Genomic DNA, 19,206 nt, shown 5'->3' on the forward strand with positions numbered 1-19,206 from the left:
GCCTGACGACGAACCGATCCGGCGAGGGATAAGCGCGATGGAGATGGAGACCTTCGATCTCGAGCGGCAACAGTCGCTCTGGGAACATCGCGTCGACATCAACCTGAGCGAGAGTGGCGTCGAACCGCTGACGCTGGCCGGCCTGGCGGCGCTGGGGCTCGATCTGGACGGACTGCACTCGATGCCGCTCGAGTACATCCAGTCGAACGGCACGCCGGAACTGCGCGCGCAGCTCGCCGGGCACTACGCGGGGGCGGCGATCGAGAATCTGCTGGTGACCACCGGCTCGGCCGAGGCGAACTACGTGGCCGTGCAGGTGCTGGTCGCACCGGGCGACGAAGTGGTAGCGATCGTGCCGAACTACCTGCAGGTAGGTCTGACGGCCCGTGGTCTCGGGGCGGTGGTGCGAGACATACCGCTGCTCCCCGGCGCCGACGAATCGACCTGGTCGCTCGACTGGGACGCGTTCGATGACGCGGTGGGCGAGCGGACGAAGCTCATCTATCTGAGTCATCCGAACAACCCGACCGGCCACGTGTTCACGCCTTCGGAACTCGACCGGATCGCCGCCGCGGCCGAGCGGGTCGGCGCCTGGGTGCTTTCGGACGAGGTGTACCGCGGCGCCGTGCACGATCTTCTGCCCGGAGAGGAGGCCCCCGGCATGTGGGGGAGAGGTGAGCGCGTCGTCGTGGTTTCGAGCCTGTCCAAGTCGTACGGTCTGCCGGGCGCCCGTCTGGGCTGGATGGTCGGTCCGCCCGAGTTCGTCGAGCGCTGCTGGGCGAGGCGGGACTTCACGACGATCGCCCCCGCGGCGCTTTCCGACCCGATCGCACGGTTCGCGACCGAGCCGTCGAACCAGGAACGGCTGTTCGAACGGGCGCGGCGGATGATGCGCACCAACCGTGCGACCTTCCGCGACTGGACCGGCCGGCAGAACGGCGCCATCGGCTATCGCGAGCCGCGGGCCGGCGCCTACGGCTTCGTGCCGCTGCTGGAGGACGGCCGTCCGGCCGACTGCGTCGCCTTCACCGAACGGCTCCGGCTGAACCGCAGTGTTCTGCTGGTCGCGGGCCGCTGGGCCGGAATGCCCGGCTACCTCCGCTTCGGTCTGGGTGTCGAGCCGGAGGCCTTCGAAGAGGGCCTGCGCCGGGTGGAGCTGGAGCTCCGGGACGCCAGGGTCGCTTCGTGAGCAGTAACCGGCTTCGACGCGCCGTCCACTTCGTTCCGGGGGGCAACGAGCGCATGCTGGCCAAGTCCCTGGGGCTCGAGGCCGACACGCTGATTCTCGATCTCGAGGACGCGGTGACGCCGGATCGCAAGGTTGAGGTGCGCCGCGAAGTGGCCGGCTGGCTCGAAGCGACCGATTTCGGCGGCAAGGAGCGGGCAGTACGGGTCAACGACCTGATGACGCCCTGGGGCCGGGAGGACGTCGAGGTCACGATGGAGCACCCGCCCGACGCCTACGTCGTACCGAAAGTGAGCGGCGTCGATGACGTGCTGCGAGTCGATCGGCTGGTCGCCCAACTCGAGATGGCCCACGGCCACGACCTGGGCGACATCGCGCTGATCCTGATCGCTACCGAGACGGCCGGCGGTGCGCTGAACCTCGCTCACCTGACCGCCACCAACCGTGTTTCGGCCCTGACCTGGGGCGCCGAGGACCTTTCCGTCTCGATCGGCGCGAGCCGGCGCCGGGACGAGCGCGGCGAGTACCTGGACGTGTTCCGCTACTGCCGGTCGATGACCCTGCTGGCCGCCCGTGCCGGCGGCGCCCAGCCGATCGACAGCGTGTTCACCGACATCGGCGACCTGGACGCCCTGCGTCTTGACTGCCAGCGGGCGGCGTGGATGGGCTTCGAGGGCAAGATGACGATTCATCCGAACCAGATCCCGATCGTCAACGAAGTCTTCACGCCAAGCGAGGCCGAGATCGCTTCCGCCGCCGCGCTGGTGGCGGCGTTCGCCGAGAATCAGGCCCAGGGACGAATGGCCTTCCGTCACGAAGGCCAGATGGTCGACGCTCCGCACCTGCACCGCGCGGAGCGAGTGCTCGATCGCGCCCGCCAGGCCGGCGCGATCGAGTAGGGCGGCGCCCTGTCGCGCACCGCGGTGTCGACGAGCGCTGGAGGCGTAGTACGATCCGGCCCTCAACTCTCAACCAGAGGAGCCTTGACGTGAGTGCAACCGAAACCCGCATCCAGGAACTCGCCCGCCAACACCTCGACATCGGAAGAGACCTGGATCTCGATGCCGGTTTGCTTTCTTCCGACATCTCGTCGCTCGACGCAGTGGCCTTCGTGAAGAAGGTCGGGGAGGCGTTCGGCGTTGAGGTGCCCCCCGAGGAGGTTGCGAACTGGAAGAACCTGCGGGACTTCGCCGCGTTTCTCGATTCCGGCGCCAGTTGAGCGCCGCCGGCGGAGGGGCCTGCCTCGATCCTCGGTTCTAGGCGGGCACCGCGCCGAGCCCTTCCCGGTGTTGAGCCGTGCGATTCACAGGTCCGGTCGGGTCACCGTCGTGTACGTCGACCTGGGACCTTGTTCGTCCCGGGAGCGAGAAGCCCTGACGTGGCTTGACGGACCGGAGCGGGCCCGGCGGCGCCAGTTCGCGCGGTCGGTGCCGCGACGCGAGTTCACTCTCTGCCGCGCGGCGCTTCGAGCGCTGCTCTGCCGGGAACTCGACTGCGGCAACGAAGAACTCTCCTTCGGGGCCTCCGATCATGGCAAGCCGTTCGCGCTAGTCGGAGGGCTTCCCGCGCCTGTCTCCTTCAACGTCAGCCACAGTGGCCGGCATGGCCTGATCGCGATCGCGCCACGCGGGCGCATCGGCGTGGATGTGGAAGACCGGAAAGCGCGGCGCGACATGGACGATGACATCCGCCTTCTCTTCGCGCCCGGAGAACAGGCGGGACTCGCATCCGCCGAAGGAGACCGCAAGACCGACCTGTTCTACAGCCTCTGGACGATGAAGGAGGCGCTGGTCAAGGCGGCCGGCGTCGGCCTGAGGATCGACACGACGAGCTTCGAGATTCCGTCGGCGATGAGTCGGGACGCGACCAGTTGTGTTGTGCGCCTTCCTGTGACGCCCTCGGTCAGGTGGCGTCTGGAGAACCTCGGCAACCGGCGCTACGCCGCGGCGCTCGCCGTGGAGGACCTGCCGGCGGCGGACGCCGCGGACAGTGGCGAGCCGCAGGTCGCGTAGGCGGGAGCGGAGGCGGTAGCCCGTTGACTGTCTGGGAAGTACCCGAGCCCCTTGCCGTCGACGAGGTGCGGCTCGACGAGGAGACGGTCACAACGATACGGCGGCATGGCCGGCCGGACGCTCCGCTCCGTCTGGTTCTGAGTCATGGCAACGGCCTCGCCATCGACGCCTACTACCCGTTCTGGTCGCTCCTGGCGGACGAGTTCGACCTGATCGTCTACGACGTGAGGAACCACGGCTGGAATGCCGTCGGTGAGCAGACGAACCACAACATCCCGACGATGATCCACGATCATGACGTCCTCGCCGGGGCCATCGCCGAGCGCTATGGGGACAAGCCGACTGTCGGCGTGTTCCATTCGCTGACGACGATCGTCGCCATCCTCTCGTTCTCCGACCCGTACTCGGCTCTGGTGCTCTTCGATCCGCCCTTCTGCAAGCCCGCCGCGAGTGAGGCCGAGTTCGACGACGCCGCCGATCGCGCAACGGCGCTGACCCGGCGGCGGGCGTCCTACTTCCGTTCCGAAGAGGAGTTCTCGGACCTTCTCCGGTACTCCCCGGTGTATGCCCGGGTGCTGCCGGGCGTGCGGGAACTCGTGGCTAGCACGACGCTCAGGAGGGCAGCTGACGCAGCCGACGGCGAGGGCCGCGAACTCCGCTGTCCGCGGGAGTTCGAAGCGCAGGTCTCGGAGTACGTGAGGATTTGCCCCGCTGCTGGATCTGAGCCTGCTTTCCTGCCCGACGAAGGTGATCGGCGCCGACCCGACCCTGCCGTATGCGTACCTGCCGAGCTTCGACCTGAAGAGCATCCGGAACGTGGACTACGACTTCATCGCGGACTCAAGCCACTTCCTGCAACTGGAGAAACCGGCGGAATGCGTCGCCATGCTCCGGGCTTTTCTGCGTCAGACGGGTTTGCTGGGCGGGTCCACCCAGTGACGCCTGCGTTCGAAGGGATAGCCGGGTAGCGAGATCCGGCGACGATTCTCGCCGGCGAAGAGGCCCGCGAAGGAGACCGGTAGCCCAGCCTCGTAGGCGGCGGCCGCGGCCTCGAGGAACCCGCCTCCGGGGCGGCTCTCCGTGGCCTCGCCGGAGGGCGGCCGCAGGCTCGCCAGCACGAGTGGGGCGTTGCTGGTTCCTTCGTCCCCGGCGGCGCTAGCGTCGGAGGCCGGCCAGGCGTCGGCGATGGCAGGCGCCAGGGACTGCCCCGGGCCGACTTCCAGCACGACCTCGACTCCGCGGTCCGCCAGGGTGGCAGCACTTGCTTCCGGTGCGGTGGAACCGGCCACTCGCTGGAGCCAGAAGGAGGCGGCAAGTGCGTCGTCTGCCGCCAGCGGGCGACCGTCCACGCCGCGAATCATCGTGAGGGAAGGACGTTCGAGGACCAGTTCCTCGGCGAGTCGCTCGGTACACCCGGCGAGCCCGTCCGCCGCCGCCGACTCGCCCGCGGCGGCCGCCAGACGGAGGCCGTCTTCCAGGCTGAAGATCCGGGCGGCGTGGGCCGCCGCGAACTCACCTGCGTCGAAGCCGACAACGACACTCGGCCGGATGCCGATACTCGACCAGAGGGCGGTCAGCGCGCACTCGAGCGTATAGACGGCAGGACAGGCCCAGGCCGGGTCGTCGAGAGCGCCCGCCGCGTCCGTACGCCCGAACATGACCTCCAGGAGCGATTCGCCGCGTTGCTTCTGGAGCACCTCGTCGCAGCGGTCGAGGACCGACCGAACCACCGGCTCGGTCCGGTAGAGCGCCTCTCCCATGCCGGGCCACCGACTCTCAAGGCCGGCGTAGACGAAGGCGACGTTCGTCGCTTCCCGGGGCTTCGGCCCGCCGTTCGCTTCGGCGAGGGCCCGGAGACGGTCGACGAGCGATGCACCGTCGCGGAACACGACCGCCGCGCGGTGCGGGAAGTGACTGCGGCCGGTGCCGGCGGTCCATGCCAGGTCGGACAGGAGCGGACCGGCGGCGCTGCCGTCGGACTCGAGGTCGCCGTTGTGGCCGTCGACCCAGCCGAGGAAGCGGCCGGCGAGCGACCGCAAGGCGGTCTCCGACTTCGCGGAGAGCGGCAGGATGCGGGTCTGGCGTTCGCCAGGCTCGGATTCGCCGTCCGGCGCGGCGTAGCCCTCCACGACGACGTGCGCGTTCGTCCCGGAGAACCCGAAGGCACTGACTCCGGCGCGAGCCGGACGGCCGTTGCCCGGCGGCCAGTGGGTTCGTTCGGACGTCACCCGCACGGGTAGGCGGTCCCAGTCCACGCCCGGGTTCGGCGTCTCGAAGTGCAGGTGCTTCGGAATGACTCCGTGGCGCATGGCGAGAACGACCTTGATGAGTCCCGCGATGCCCGCGGCCGATTCGAGGTGCCCCATGTTCGTCTTCGCCGTCCCGATCAGCAGCGGACGCTCGGCGTCCCGCTCGCGGCCGTAGACGGCGGCCGCGGCCTGCACCTCGATCGAGTCGCCGATCTCGGATCCGCCGCCGTGGGCCTCCAGGTAGTCGACATCGGCCGGTGCGATGCCGGCGCGGGACAGCGCCTCCTCGATGACCTGTTCCTGGGCGGGACCGCTCGGCATCGTCATTCCCGCGGCGGTGCCGTTGTGGTTGACGGCGGAGCCCCTGATCACTGCCCAGATTCGATCGCCGGCGGCCACCGCTTCGCTCAGCCGCTTGAGAAGGACGACGCCGCATCCCTCGCCGCGAACGTAGCCCTCCGCCGAAGCGTCGAACGTGGCGCAACGTCCGGTCGACGTCAGCAGGCCGTGCTCGAGCAGGAGTTTGCTGAAGTTGGGAGAGAAGATCGCATTGACGCCGCCGGCCAGGGCCAGGTCCACCTCGCCGCGCTCCAGCCCCGTGGCCGCGGCGTGGACCGCCGCGAGCGAGGCCGCGCACTGCAACTGGAAGGGGAGGGCAGGGCCCATCAGACCGAGCGTGTAGGCGACCCGTCCCACGGTGGTGCTGGACATCGTGCCGACGGAACCGCCGTCCGAGCCGCTTGCGATCATCAGGTCCCGGTATTCGCTCGCGTTCAGCCCGGCGAACACGCCGGTGCGGCTGCCCCTGAGATCTTCCGGATCAATCCCGGCATCCTCCAGGGCCTGCCAACTCGTCTCCAGCAGCATCCGCTGCTGCGGGTCCATCGCCTCCGCCGCGATCGGCCGGAGGCCGAAGAACCTGGCGTCGAACAGTTCGAGACCCCCGACATAGCCGCCCCAGCGATAGGCCGGGTGCTCGGCCTCGGGATCGCCGACGCGGTCGAGCCAGTAGTCGACCCCGGTGCGTCCCTCCGTGACCAGATCGGCGCCCGCCAGGAGCTGCTCCCAGTAGGTCGCCACATCCGGGGCGCCGGGGAAGCGGCAGGCCATGCCGACGATGGCGATGCCCTCCTGGTCCGTTTCGGTCGTCTGACGGCGGGGCTGTGCGACAGGCTTCTCGGGAACGCGGGGCGCGCCGGTGAGGCTTTCGATCTCGCCTGCCAGGTGGCCAGCGAGTTCCGCCGTGCTGGGGTAATCGAAGACGATCGTGTTGGACGTCGTGTACTCGCCGGCGAAGGCGCGGTTCAGCCGGTTCCGCAGCTCCACCGCCATCAGCGAGTCCATGCCCACGTCGAAGAAGCCGACGGTCGCCGAGGGCGGCGACGGGAGGTGCAGCACGGACTGCAGCTCCTGCTGGATGAAGGCCTCCAGCAGATTCCGTTTCTCTTCCGACGGCGCCTCCCGCAGTTGTGCCATCAGGCCGCTGGAGGCGGCCGGCTCCTCCGTCTGCCGGCGCCGGACCTTCCTCGTCGCAAGCAGCTCGTCGAAGAACGGCGGCGGTGTCCCGAACTCTTCGGCGACGATGGACCAGTCGGTCGCGGTGACCATGGGCGCGGTCACGTCCTGCCTGACCAGCCGATCGAGCGCCTCGATTCCCTGTTCGGGAGTGATCCACTCCGCGGCGGTGTGGTCGAACCGCCTCCTGATCCGCTCCCTCTGCTCTTCCGCTTCCCCGATGCCCGACCAGGCTCCCCAGGCGATCGATTGGCCGGGGAGTCCCAGCCCGCGCCGGTGCGCGGCGAGCTGGTCGAGGAAGGCGTTGGCGGCGGAGTGGTTCGACTGCCCGGGGTTGCCGACCACGCCGATCCCGCTCGAGAACAGGACGAACAGGTCGAGCTCTCTGCTCCTTGTGGCCTGATGGAGATGCCAGGCGCCGAGGATCTTGGGCCACAGCACCTGCTCGAAGCGGTCCCAGGTCTGATTCTCGATGACCCCGTCCGAGAGGACGCCGACGCTGTGGATGACGCCTCCCAGCGGCTTCGGACCCTGATCGATGCGGGCGAGCAACGCGTCGACGGCGGCGAAGTCCGTGACGTCGGCGATCTCCACCCGCACGTCGGCGCCGGCTTCGCGCAGCTCGCGGATGACCGCTTCGGCCTCCGGATCGGGATCCCGGCGGCCGTTGAGAACGACCGTGCCGGCGCCCTGCTCGGCAAGCCAGCGGGCGACCGCGCAGCCGATCCCGCCCAGGCCGCCGGTGACGAGGTAGGCGCGATCCGGGCGGAGGCCGCCCCCGGCGAGCGGCGGCATGCGGAGGACGTTCTTGCCGATGTGCCGGGCGGCGCGCATGGCGTCCATCGCCGATTCCATCTCGCAGAGCGGCCAGACCGTGTGCGGTAGAGGCGACAGCTCGCCGGCCGCGAGGCGATCCATGATCCGGGTGAGGGAAGCGCCGGCGCGCACCGGATCGGTCCGCTTCAGCTCATCCACGTCGAGGACGGAGTACGCGACGTCGGGACGCGACGCGGACATCTCCTGTGCGCTCCAGATGCCCCGCTTTCCGATCTCGACGAAGCGGCCGCCGGGACCCAGGCAGGCGAGGCTCGCTTCGATGAAACCCTCGCTGGTCAGGCTGTTCAGGACGACGTGGACGCCCTCGCCGTCCGTCGCCCGCAGGATCTCCTCGCCGAACGCGGTCTCCCGACTGTCGAACACGTGGGCGACGCCGAGGGAGCGGAGGAAGGGCTGCTTGGCCGCGCTGGCGGTCGCGAAGACCTCGGCGCCGGCGGCTTGAGCCAGTTGAATCGCGGCAAGGCCGACGCCGCCGGCCCCGGCGTGGATCAGCGCGCGCTCTCCGGCCTGAAGATCCGCCGTCCGGAATGCGAGATCGGCTGTGACGAAGCAGATGGGCACGGTCGCGAGGGCGGCGGTGGAGAGCCCGGCGGGAGCGGGTACCACGAGTGCCGCATTGGTGACCATCTCCGGCGTGAATGAACCGAATCCCATCCCGGCCACCAGGTCGCCGGTCGCGATGCCTTCGACATCCTCGCCGGTCTCCAGGACGCGGCCGACCAGTTCTCGGCCGATCTCGCCTCCGGTGGAAACCGCGCCGATGCTCATCAGCGCGTCGACGAAGTTGAGGCCCATCGCCTCGACGGCGACCCGGACCTCACCAGGTTCGAGGTCGGGCCGGGGCCGCGGCTTCGCTCGGAGCGTGGTCCGGCCGGCTTCCGGATCCTCGGGACCGACGACCCAGTCGGGATCCTCCGGCAGGGCGAGCCGCGAATCGTCGACGCCGGGCCGAATCAGGCGGGCGGCCCGGCGGACGCCTCCCCGCAGGGCGATGAGGGTTTCGGAATCGGCGAAGAGGAGTTCCTGGAGAAGATCCGGGACCGCGGGCGTTTCCTGGGAGGGGTCGAGATCGATCAGTTTCGGCTGAAGGTGGGACGCCTCCCAGGACATCGCCTTTCCGAAACCCCAGAGGGTGGCGCCGGCAAGTTCGCCGGACGTTCTTCCCAGAAGGTCCTGCTCGAGGACCTGGGCGCCGCGCGTAACGAACCAGACACCCTCCGTCGGACCGACGCCGGCGTCGATGGCGCCCTGCGCCAGAGCCAGCGCTGTGGACGCCGCATGGGTTACGTCCTCCTCCATCTCCTCCGTGGTCGCCGACGCTCCGCGTCCGTCCAGGGCGGTGAGGTGCACCACGCCCCGGAGAGGCGGTTGCTCGGGTAGTCCCGCCAGCATTGACCGCCAGGCTTCGCGGTCCGTGCGCTCGAGGGCGGCGGTCGTGACACCGGGAACTTCGGGTGGGGGACCGCCGGCATCGCCTTCCGCGCGGACCAGAAGGACGGTCTGGTTGCGGGAGGCCAGTTCAGCGGCGAGTTGCTCCGCCGTGCCGGCGCCGTCCGCCGCAAGGACCCAGGCGCCCGACGCAGGGGCGACCTCGGCCGGCCCCCGGGCGAGGATGACGCTCGAACCGAGGTGTTCGTCGCTGTCCGGATCGCGGGTTCCCAGGAACTCCACATCCGAGAAGCCGGCGTCGCCCAGTGCCCTCCGCCACTCGGGCGGTCTGGCGAAGGCATGCTCCGCCCGATAGACGTCGGCGAAGCGCCACCATCCGTCCAGGAGCCCGAACGTCAGATCCTGCCAGGTCCGGTGCCGCAGACCTTCGAGGGCAACCAGTTGACCGGACGGCGCGAGCAGGTCGCGGCAGTGGGACAGCGTCTCTCCCAGGTCCCGGGTCGCGTGCAGCACATTCGCTGCGATGACCAGGTCGTAGACGTGAGCGTCGAAGCCCTGTGCCACGGGATCCGCCTCGATGTCCAGGCGCCGGTACTCGATCGGCGTGCCGGTCGCGGCGAAGCGTTCTTCGGCCTGCGAGAAGAAGCCTGCCGAGATGTCGGTGAAGGTGTAGTCGAGCCGGTCGGAAGGCAGGCGCGGGAGAACCGCCTCGGTGGCGGATCCGGTACCCGCTCCGACTTCCAGTACCCGCAGCCGGCGATCCTCCGGCAGGCCGGAGATGGCCGCGTCGACCGCGTCTCCGAGCATCCGGTTCGCGGAGCGGTTGGCCGGCGCCTGGAGGTACACGCCCGCCGCGCCGGGCCCTTCGTCGCTGAACATCAGCGTCATCGGATCCGTGCTTCCCAGGAGCACCTCGGCGAGAGCCGGGCCGCAGCGGCTGAGGAGGCCGAGCTCGTTGGAGCCGTGGGGGTGCTTGTCCCGAAGCTCCTCGGCGAGCCGTTCGGGGTCCGCCAGGGCCTCGTCCGGGAGGGGGGCGTCCGCTCCGGCCGCTACGACGTAGCCCCCGTCGGAGGGGCTCAGGATGCCCGCCTCGGACAGGATGGCCAGGAGCCGGCGGAAAAGGCGACCGTGTTCATCGACGACGTTCAGTTCGCGGCGAAGATCCTCGGGGGAGACCTCCGCCTCTGCCCGGCGCTGCCATCCCAATCCCTCGAGCGCCGAGAGGACGTAGGCCTGGGACAGCCGCTCGAGGTCCCGGAGCAGGGTGACCCGGTCCGCCGCTTCGACGTCGCGGTCCGCCAGGTGTTCGGCGAGGGTGCGCGACTGGCCGGCGACCATCGCCGGGCTGCTCAGGAAGTCCGCGGCCGGCAGGCTTCCGTCCAGCGGCTGCTCCCGCCAGGCGACCTCGTACAGCAGGTCCTTCATCCCGGCCCTGGCCGAGAGAAGGGCGCCGCGGGTGGCTCGCTTGACGGTGAAGCCGAACAGTCCGCCGAGCGGCGCCCCTTCGGTGGAGTAGAACCGAACGTCCCCCGTCACGACTTCGGGCGGCTCGGAAGATGCGGTGTCCTCTCCGTTCCGCGCGGCGGATGTCCTCACGGTTGCGTGGCAGAGGAGCCTGGTCGGCATCGGTCCCGCCACCCACAGCCTCTGCCAGCCGAACGGCATGTACACCGCCCCCTGCTCGGAAACGGTGTGGTGGCGGGCCAGCGACAGGACCTGGAAGCAGCCGTCCAGCAGCAGGGGATGCAGTTCCATCCCCGTCGCGTCGACCGAGTCGTTGAGCGCGAGTATGGCCAGGGACTCACCCTCCGTTGCCCAGGCGGATTCGATCGTGTGGTACGACGGGCCGAGGTAGATGCCGGTCGCGGACCGCATCGCGTAGAACTCGACCGGATCCTGGGGCGTCAACTCGGCCTTGAGCGCTTCCACGTCGAGCGGCGGAAGCGGTTCGACGTCCGGCCTTCCCGAGGAGAGTCGACCGCCGGCGTGAAGGGTCCAGCCCTCTTCGCCCTCTCCCTTCGTGAAGATCTCGAAGGGGCGTTCCGCGAGGTCGTCCGAGCCGTCCAGGACGAACTGCAGGGTGCGGCCTCCGCTGCCCGCTCCGCTTTCGGGATCCTCCTCGTCGAGCATCAGCGGGCTGTAGATCTGCAGTTCGTCCACGACCGCCGGCCCGTCGCCACGGCTCAGCGCCACCGAGACCGCCATGCCGCCGTGGAGCCCGCCGGGGACGACCACCTGCTCGTAGACCAGGTGATCCAGCAGCCACGCGGGATCCGAGGCGAACACTTCCGTCTCGAACATGACCTCGCCGCGAGGCGATTCGTGGCGGACGCCGAGCAGCGGATGTCCGTCGGCCTTGTGTCGGCGCTTCGATGTCCGGACCCAGTGCTGGACGCGCTGGAAGGGATAGCCGGGCAGGGTGATCCGGCGTCGCTCCTCGCCGGCGAACAGACCCTCGAACTCGATGTCGAGGCCCGCCTCCCAGGCGCCGGCAACGGCCTCGGTGAAGCCGCCGCTGGTGTCGATGGGCGGCTCCTCGGCGTCGCGAGGCGGACGCCGCAGACTGGCGAGAACCGGCGGGGATCCCGCAGGCGCCGACGCGGGCCAGATCATCGAGACCACGGGGCCCAGCACGGCGTGGGGGCCGATCTCCACGACCGCATCGACTCCCATCTCCGCCAGGGTCTCGACGCTGACCCGAAACGCCACCGGCTCGCGGGCGTGGCGACGCCAGTACGCGGCGTCCATCCGGTCGTCCGGGTCGAGCAAGCGGCCCGTGATGTTGCTGACCAGGGGGACGGAGGGAGCCGGAGGCGAGGGCGCGATCTCCCGGACGGCTGCTTCCAGCTCGTCCAGGGCGGGTTCGATCAGGGCGCTGTGGTAGGCGGGGCTCCGCCGCAGCCGGTGCGTCTTGACGCCCTCGGTTTCGAAGCGGGCGAGGACCGCGTCGAGTTCGGCGGCCGGCCCGCTCACGACCTGCTGCGCTCCGTTGTCGACGGCGACCGAGAGGTCCGCGTCGTCCGAGCCGGCGTTGTGCTCGGCCACCGCTTCGGCGACGCGGGACGGCGGTGCGAAGACGGCGGCCATCGCGCCGTCGGCCCGCGTGGCGCCCATCAGAGTGCCGCGGGCTGAGGCGTATCGAAGACCCTGCTCGAGAGTGAAGCCGCCCGCCGCTTGCGCCGCCGCGATCTCGCCCAGGCTGTGGCCGACGACGACGCTCGGCTCAACACCCAGGCTGTCCCAGAGTGCGACCAGCGCGCACTCCAGGGAGTAGATGGCGGGCTGGGTCCAGGTCGGTTCGTCGAGCAGGCCGTCGGTCCCGTTCTCTCCGAACATGACGTCCAGCAGCGAGACCTCGCGATCCTCGGAGAGCAGCCGGTCACAGCGGTCGAGCACCGAGCGGAACACGGGCTCCCGTTCGTACAGGGCCCTGCCCATTCCGGGCCATTGACTGGCCTGGCCGGTGAAGACGAAGGCCACCTTCTGCGCTGCTCGGGGCGCTTCGCCGCCTTCTCCGGCGGCGAGGGCCTCCAGTTGGTGCCGGAGCTGGGCGGCCTCGCTAAAGACGAGGCCGGCCCGGTGCGCGAAGTGGCTCCTCCCGACCGCGGCCGTCCAGGCGAGGTCGGAGAGGTCCGGGTCCGTTCCTTCGTCGAGCCAGGACAGATAGCGCCCGGCCACGTCGCGCAGGGCCTCGGGCGACCTGGCCGAGAGCGGCAGGCAGCGGGTTTCGCGTGTTCCCGGTTCCCCGAGCGGTTCCTCGCCCGGCACCGTCCGGACCTTGACGGGCAGGCGGACACTGGCCGGGAAGGACGCGCGAGCGGCGCCGGCAGGGGCCTCCAGCCCGTCGTAGCCCTGCACCAGCACGTGGCCGTTGGTCCCCGACCAGCCGAACGAGTTGACGCCGGCCAGCCGTGGCCGGTCGGAGTGGAGGGGCCAATCCGTCATTCCGTCGGTGATCCGCACGGGCAGGCGGTCCCAGTCGATGCGGGGATTCGGTTCGCTGAAGTTCAGGTGACGGGGGATGACCCCGTGCCTCATCGCCAGGACCGCCTTGATCAGGCCCGCGACGCCGGCGGCGGGTCCGAGATGTCCGATGTTCGTCTTGACGGAACCCACCAGCAGGGGGTGTTCCGTGTCGCGCTCGCGTCCGTAGACGGCTGCCGCCGCGTTCAGCTCGATGGGATCGCCGACGATCGTGCCGGTGCCGTGGGCCTCCAGGTAGTCGACGTCGGAGGGGGCGGCGCCGGCGCGCGCCAGGGCCTCCTCCATCGCCTTCTCCTGGGACGGAGCGCTGGGCACGGTCAGACCCTGGCTGGCGCCGTCCTGATTGACCGCCGAGCCGGGGATGACGGCCCAGATCCGGTCGCCGTCCGCCTTCGCATCGCCGAGGCGCTTGAGCACGATCAGGCCGCAGCCCTCGCCGGAGACGAAACCGTCGGCGGCCGCGTCGAAGGTCCAGCACTGGCCCGTGGGCGACAGCATGCCCGCGTTGGCGCGCAGTTCGAGTGGGCGTCCGGCGAACTGGGCATGGACGCCGCCGGCCAGAACCAGGTCCGCCTCGCCACGTTGGAGCCCGGCTACGGCCTGGTGGATGGCGACCAGCGAGGACGAGCAGGCGGTGTCGATCGCCATCGACGGCCCTTCCAGGCCGAGAACGAAGGACACCCGGCCGATCGCCGTGTTCAGGGCGTTGCCGGTGGCGGCGTAGAGCCCGGCCGCGGCCTCGCTCGTGCCGGGATCCGAGATCGCCATGTCCCGGTAGTCCATGATGCTGATGCCGGCATACACGCCGGTGCGGCTGCCCTTCAGGCTCCCGGGGTCGATGGCCGCGTCCTCGAGCGCCCACCAGCTCACCTCCAGCATCATGCGCTGCTGGGGGTCGAGCATCTGCGCCTCGATGGGAGAGATGCGGAAGAACTCCGCGTCGAACCGGTCGAGATCCTCGACGTACGCTCCGAAGCGGATTGCCTCGTTGCCGGCGTCGAACTGGGGGAACTGCCGCCCCGGGCGCCCGATGACGGAGCCGGGCGGGCCTTCCACTACCGCGTTCTCGCCGGCCAGGAGCTGTCTCCAATAGCCGGCGAGGTCCTTGCTGCCGGGGAAGCGGCAGGCCATGCCGATGATCGCTACCGGCTCCTCGCGGGGCGGGCCATCCGGAGAACCTGGTTGCTTGGTGTTCGACATTGCGGCCTCCAGTCGCCTGGAGGACACTCTATTCACCAGGAACGTCGCGAGCTAGTCGCGACTTCCTCGTCCTGCTCCCGCTGCGGGCTGTGCTTCAGGCAGCCGTTCGCGCGCCGGCACTCAGCAGGTAGCGATACAGCCTCGCCGTGAGCTTCGGGTCGCTCTCTTCGAGCAGTCGCAGGGCGGAAGAGGTCAGCGTCGCCGTCGTGCAGGGCTCGTCCGCGACGACTGCGGCCGCCGGCGTCGGGGCGGCGACGGGCGCCCGGGGGTCGACCGCGTCTCCCGGGCCCAGTTGGCGGTTGCGCGCGCCGCTGGCGTCGAACACGGAGGCTCGTCCGGCGGTGATCAACTGAAGCGTGTCGCTCGACTCGCCGACGGCGAGGAGGGCGTCGCCCTCGGCGTGCTCCCGGGTGTCCAGCCAGTCCCGGAGATCGCCGACCAGCTCCTCGAAGAGGACCTGCCGGTCGAGGTGACGCTCCATGTCGGCACCCACGGTCTCCAGCAGGGAAGGCTCTCCGCCTTCCGCGTCGTCGGGTGGCTGGTAGGAGGAGATCAGCACGTCCTCGCAGTGTTCCAGCGCCTGATCGTCATCGGGAGCGAACACGACGCTGCCGAACACCGGCGGCGGCAGGTTCCGCTGTAGCTCCTTCTCGAGTGTGGCGGGCGCTCTGCTCATGACCACCTGGGTGCCGGCGCGGCGGGCGGCCAGGATGAAGCGGCACATGGCGCTGACGGTCGAAAAGTCGAGGCCGGATACGGCCTTGAAGTCGAGCACGATGCATGCCGGTCTGGGCTCTTCGCCGAGCGACCGCTGGAGCCGGTCGGCCAGCGGATAGCCGGCGCCGAAGAAGATGTAGCCCCGAAGTCTGTAGCCCCGCACCCACGATCCCTCGGCCCGCAGGATGGCCCGGTCCGGTATCGGGCGGACGCGGTGGCTCCGCTCCTCCCGCAGGGTGAAGGTGGCATCAACGACGTCGACCCGACTCAGGCGCACGACGAAGAAGAGGATCGTGATCAGCATGCCGATGGCTACGCCTTCTAGGAATCCCAGGGCCAGGATCGTCACGAAGATCACCAGGATGATCGCGTAGTCGCTCGGCGGCAGGCGCTTGCGGACCTTCAGCAGCCACTGGTCGAGCAGTGCCACACCCGTGAACAGCAGGACCCCGCCCATGAGCGGCACGGGCACGAGCGTGAGCAGGACGTCGCCGAAGATCAGTGGCGAGGCGGTCACCACCGCCACCGCGATGCTGGTCGTCTTGAGGCCGGCGCCGAGCATCAGGTTGCGGAGAGAGGTCGGAACGACGTACGTGCCGGGCGGCGCGCCGCCGAGACCGGCCGCCAGGCTTCCGAGTCCCACGGCGCCGAACTCCCGGTTCCAGTCCAGCTCGCGACCGGAGGCGAGTTCGATGCCGCCGATGTACAGGGCGGTGCAGAGCAGGGTCACGAGGATGAGTACGAGGATGTTCGGAATCTGAGGGCCGACCGCGCTCCAGTCGATGCGCGCCGCATCGTCGAGTGCCATGGGAGGCCACAGGTCCGATCCCGAGATGCCCGCGAACAGGAGGCCCCTGTCCTGCGCCTCCTGGGTCGAGACACCGAAACGCGCCATGCCGAAGTGCAGGAGGCCCGTGCCGGCGATGAAGCTCCCCGGCATCAGCAGGGGGCTGGGCCAGCGGCGGCTGGCGAAGTACAGGCCGAGGCCGTAGGCGACGCCGACGCCCCAGTTCGTGACGACGAGCGGATCGAACAGCGATGCGAGCGCTTCGGCCTCGAGCCGCACGCCCATGAGCCTCAGAGCCACGACGCAGGCGAGTCCGCCCGTGCCCGCGACGAAGCCGGACGAAACGGGGTAGGGAAAGAAACGCACGAGGTTGGCGAGGCGGAAGCGCTCGATGAGGAGAGCGCAGGCCGCCGTCGCGACCGAACCCAGAACGATGATCGCGACCATGGTGGGAAGCAGCTCGTCCCCGGTGGCGGTGAGCGAACCGCCGATCACGCCGAGGGCGATCATCGTCGCCATCGTGGGCCCGGCGGCGGCGCCCGCGAAGCCGCTTCTGAGCCCGGTCACCACGCAGGCGGCGGCGGTGCCGAACAGGATCAGCCCGATCCCTTGGGACAGGTAGGGGGCGAGCTGTCCCGAGAAGGCCAGGCTGACGAGGGCCACCTCGCCGATGATCAGACTGATGCCGGAGACGAATCCGACCGTCAGCACGGTGAACGCCTTGCGGACTGCCGCGTTCGACGCAAGGCCGGCCGGCAGCCCTCTCCGGGGGGTTCCTCCAGTCACTTCGCGCGCCCCTGATCTGGGAGACTACTGCGTCCGCAGACTACCCAACCGGAACGACCGTGCGCGCGAACCGGCTGGACAGGTTCGGGACGCCGCGTCAGAGTTCGTGGCTTGAGCGGGAGATCCCAAGAGAAACTGCCGGCATGGGCTGCGCTGGTGCCAGTCGCTGGCCTTTGGCTATCCAGCTGCGGTCCGGATCCTATGCCAGTCGAGGTGGTCGATCTGGTCGACGAGTTCCGGTACGCCGAGGTCAGACGGGAGCGGCCGCTGATCGACCTGGGAACCCCCTCAGCGGCGGCTGCCCTGGTCGGTGGTTGGTCCTGGAACGAAACCGATCCCCGGGGGACCACGTTCGTGTGGGCCGTCGGGCCGCGTTCGGAGGTCGGCGTGTTTCTGGCCTGGGAGCGGGATCTGCAGGTCCGGATGCGGTGCCGCGCCTTCCGCTACCCGGGAGCGCCGGCGCAGATCGTGAGCGTCTTGTGGGACGACGTGGAGGTTGCGTCTCTGGAGCTCGAGGCCGGCTTCATGGAAGGCGGGTTCGTCGTGCCGGCGGAACGGGCGACTCCCGGCGGTCACCGGCTGGCGCTGCTTCCGGCGTACTTCGGTCGGCCTGAGGGGACCGAAGACGCGGGTCAGGCGCCCAAGCACTCGAGAAAGTTGTCCCTTGCCTGCGACTGGCTTGCGTTGGGGGACGGCCAGATGGCCGGCGAAACGCGCGGCGAGGGCGACACGCTCTGGATCCCGGCGGCCAGCGAGGTTTCCTTCTTTCTGGAGCCGGATCAGGACCTCGAGTTTCAGTGGGATGGCCTCGCCCCCAGGGGTGTCGGTGGCCTCGACGTGGTGTGGGAGATCGAGGGCACGCCACCGGTGGCCGGGTCCATCACTCCGGACTCCACGCCGACTCTGCGCCTCCCTTTGCCGCCGGTCGGCCAACAGGCAGCGAACGCAGTCGATGGCGATTGGCTCACACCTCTTCGCCCAGCGCGGCTCGTGCTGCGCGCCGCAGGGGCCGTAGCGGATTCCGGTGGGGAGGAGATGGGCGTCGTTCTGCGACGGCCGCGGCTGGCCGCGGACGCGCGGACGTTGCGGCTGCCGGCTCGAAACACCGAGCGACCGCCATTCGAGGCGACGGTGGCGTCGGAGCCGTCTTTGAGCGCGGGCGAGCGACAGCCCGAGTCGATCCTGCTCTGGATCGTCGACACGCTGCGCGTCGACCGGCTCGGCCTGTACGGTCATGACCGGCCGGCATCGCCGAACTTCGACGCCCTGGCTGAACGCTCGACCGTGTTCGAGCGGGCGATCGCGCAGTCGTCGTGGACGCGGCCGACGGTCGCCACCCTGCTCACCGGCGTTGGACCCGAGCGCCATGGCATCCGGGAACTGGACCACGGCCTGGAGGAGTCCTTCGCCACCCTGCCGGAGCGCTTGCGGGAACTCGGATATGCCACGGCGGGCTTCTCGGCGAACGCGAACGTGACCGGCAGCACCGGGTTCGAGCAGGGTTTCGATCGCTTCGAGTACGGCGCAGTCGATGTGGACGAACTCGCGGAGCGGGCGCTCGTCTGGCTGGACGAGCTAATCGCCCGGTCTCCGGAGCAGCCGTTCTTTCTGATGATTCTGGGCGTCGAGCCGCACGCCGCATTCGCACCGGCGGAACCGTTCCGCAGCCGGTTGGCGGCCGGAGTGGACGATCCCGAACTGGGTTCGACGGCTCACATGAGGGCGCTCGCCAGCAAGGACGTTCCGTCGACCCCGGCGACGGTGGAGAAGCTGTTCCACCTCTACGACGCGGAGATTGCCTGGAACGATCACGTCTTCGGGGAGTTGCGGCGCGCATTGGACCAGCGCGGCCGGAACCCCTTCGTCGCGGTCATAGCGGACCACGGTGAGGCCTTCGAGGAGCGGGGCGTGTTCGGCCACGCCTGGGATCTCCATCGAGAGGTGCTCGACATCCCCTTTCTGATCCATCGGCCGGGCCAGACGGAGGGCCGGCGCGTAGCGCTGCCGGTGCAGCAGTCGGATCTGCTGCCGACCTTGATCGAGATCGCCGGCGGCGAACCGGCGGCGGGGATCGAAGGCGACAGCCTGGTGCCCCTGCTTGGTCCCGAGACGGCCGCGGCCGCGGATCGACTCGAGGACCTCGGCGACCGGCTCCTCCTCTCGACGATGGATACCTTCCGCCGTCCGGCCGCCTCGCTCGTGCGCGGGCGCTACAAGCTGATCGAGTTGCGCCGTCCCGGACACGCGCCGAGCCGGCAACTCTTCGATCGGGTGGAGGACCCGGAAGAGCACCGCGATCTGGCCGGCGAACGGCCGATCCTGGCTGGTCGTCTGGCCAGGCTGCTGCACGAGCAGTTGGAACTCTCGCGACGCGGCGGGGTACCGGCGCCGCAAGTCGAGTTGGACGAGGACACGCGCCGCGGGCTCCAGGCGCTTGGTTACATCGAGTAGCGCCGCCGCATCCGGCAACAGGCACCGAAACGACTGTCCCAGGCGCGGATCGCTCCCGGAAGTCGTTCTGGTTCAGCTACGCGGCCGCGACCG

Annotated in this window: 8 protein-coding genes; 6 read left to right on the forward strand and 2 right to left on the reverse strand. The window is 69.7% G+C overall.

Annotated features, from left to right (window positions below; all coding sequences use genetic code 11):
• Positions 1–37: 37 nt before the first annotated feature.
• The 5 genes from OXI49_15275 to OXI49_15295 all read left to right on the forward strand — a co-directional run bounded on the left by OXI49_15275 (position 38) and on the right by OXI49_15295 (position 4,166).
• On the forward strand, positions 38–1,189 hold the full coding sequence (locus tag OXI49_15275; GenBank protein ID MDE2691868.1) for an aminotransferase class I/II-fold pyridoxal phosphate-dependent enzyme: 1,152 nt from the start codon (positions 38–40) through the stop codon (positions 1,187–1,189).
• Positions 1,186–2,085: a CoA ester lyase gene (locus OXI49_15280; protein ID MDE2691869.1), complete on the forward strand. Its 900-nt coding sequence runs from the start codon at positions 1,186–1,188 to the stop codon at positions 2,083–2,085. Before OXI49_15275 ends, OXI49_15280 begins: the two co-directional genes overlap by 4 nt.
• Positions 2,086–2,174: 89 nt before the next feature.
• Positions 2,175–2,405: an acyl carrier protein gene (locus OXI49_15285; GenBank protein MDE2691870.1), complete on the forward strand. Its 231-nt coding sequence runs from the start codon at positions 2,175–2,177 to the stop codon at positions 2,403–2,405.
• Positions 2,406–2,472: 67 nt separating this feature from the next.
• Positions 2,473–3,198, forward strand: a complete 726-nt coding sequence (locus tag OXI49_15290) for a 4'-phosphopantetheinyl transferase superfamily protein (GenBank protein MDE2691871.1) — start codon at positions 2,473–2,475, stop codon at positions 3,196–3,198.
• Between the two features lie 23 nt (positions 3,199–3,221).
• Positions 3,222–4,166 carry an alpha/beta hydrolase gene (locus tag OXI49_15295; protein MDE2691872.1) on the forward strand — a complete coding sequence of 315 codons (945 nt, stop codon included), beginning with the start codon at positions 3,222–3,224 and terminating at the stop codon, positions 4,164–4,166.
• Here the strand turns inward: OXI49_15295 and OXI49_15300 are convergent.
• Both OXI49_15300 and OXI49_15305 read right to left on the reverse strand, forming a co-directional pair.
• Complete coding sequence (locus OXI49_15300; protein MDE2691873.1) at positions 4,104–14,372, reverse strand: SDR family NAD(P)-dependent oxidoreductase; 10,269 nt, start codon at positions 14,370–14,372, stop codon at positions 4,104–4,106. The two genes, OXI49_15295 and OXI49_15300, sit on opposite strands and share 63 nt — an antisense overlap.
• Before the next feature lie 94 nt (positions 14,373–14,466).
• A complete protein-coding gene (locus OXI49_15305; protein ID MDE2691874.1) occupies positions 14,467–16,662 on the reverse strand; it encodes a SulP family inorganic anion transporter in 2,196 nt (731 codons plus the stop codon).
• 201 nt (positions 16,663–16,863) lie between these two features.
• Here OXI49_15305 and OXI49_15310 point away from each other — a divergent pair, with 201 nt between their 5' ends.
• On the forward strand, positions 16,864–19,113 hold the full coding sequence (locus tag OXI49_15310; protein MDE2691875.1) for a sulfatase: 2,250 nt from the start codon (positions 16,864–16,866) through the stop codon (positions 19,111–19,113).
• Positions 19,114–19,206: the final 93 nt, after the last annotated feature.

It is taken from the genome of Acidobacteriota bacterium (genome assembly GCA_028875725.1).
Taxonomy (GTDB): Bacteria; Acidobacteriota; Thermoanaerobaculia; order Multivoradales; family Multivoraceae; genus Multivorans.

What these genes read in the sequence shown, in the direction of transcription:
- OXI49_15310 (MDE2691875.1), top strand. Translation starts at nt 16,864, where the DNA reads ATGCCAGTCGAGGTGGTCGATCTGGTCGACGAGTTCCGGTACGCCGAG.
- OXI49_15275 (MDE2691868.1), top strand. Translation starts at nt 38, where the DNA reads ATGGAGATGGAGACCTTCGATCTCGAGCGGCAACAGTCGCTCTGGGAA.
- OXI49_15300 (MDE2691873.1), bottom strand. Translation starts at nt 14,372, where the DNA reads ATGTCGAACACCAAGCAACCAGGTTCTCCGGATGGCCCGCCCCGCGAG.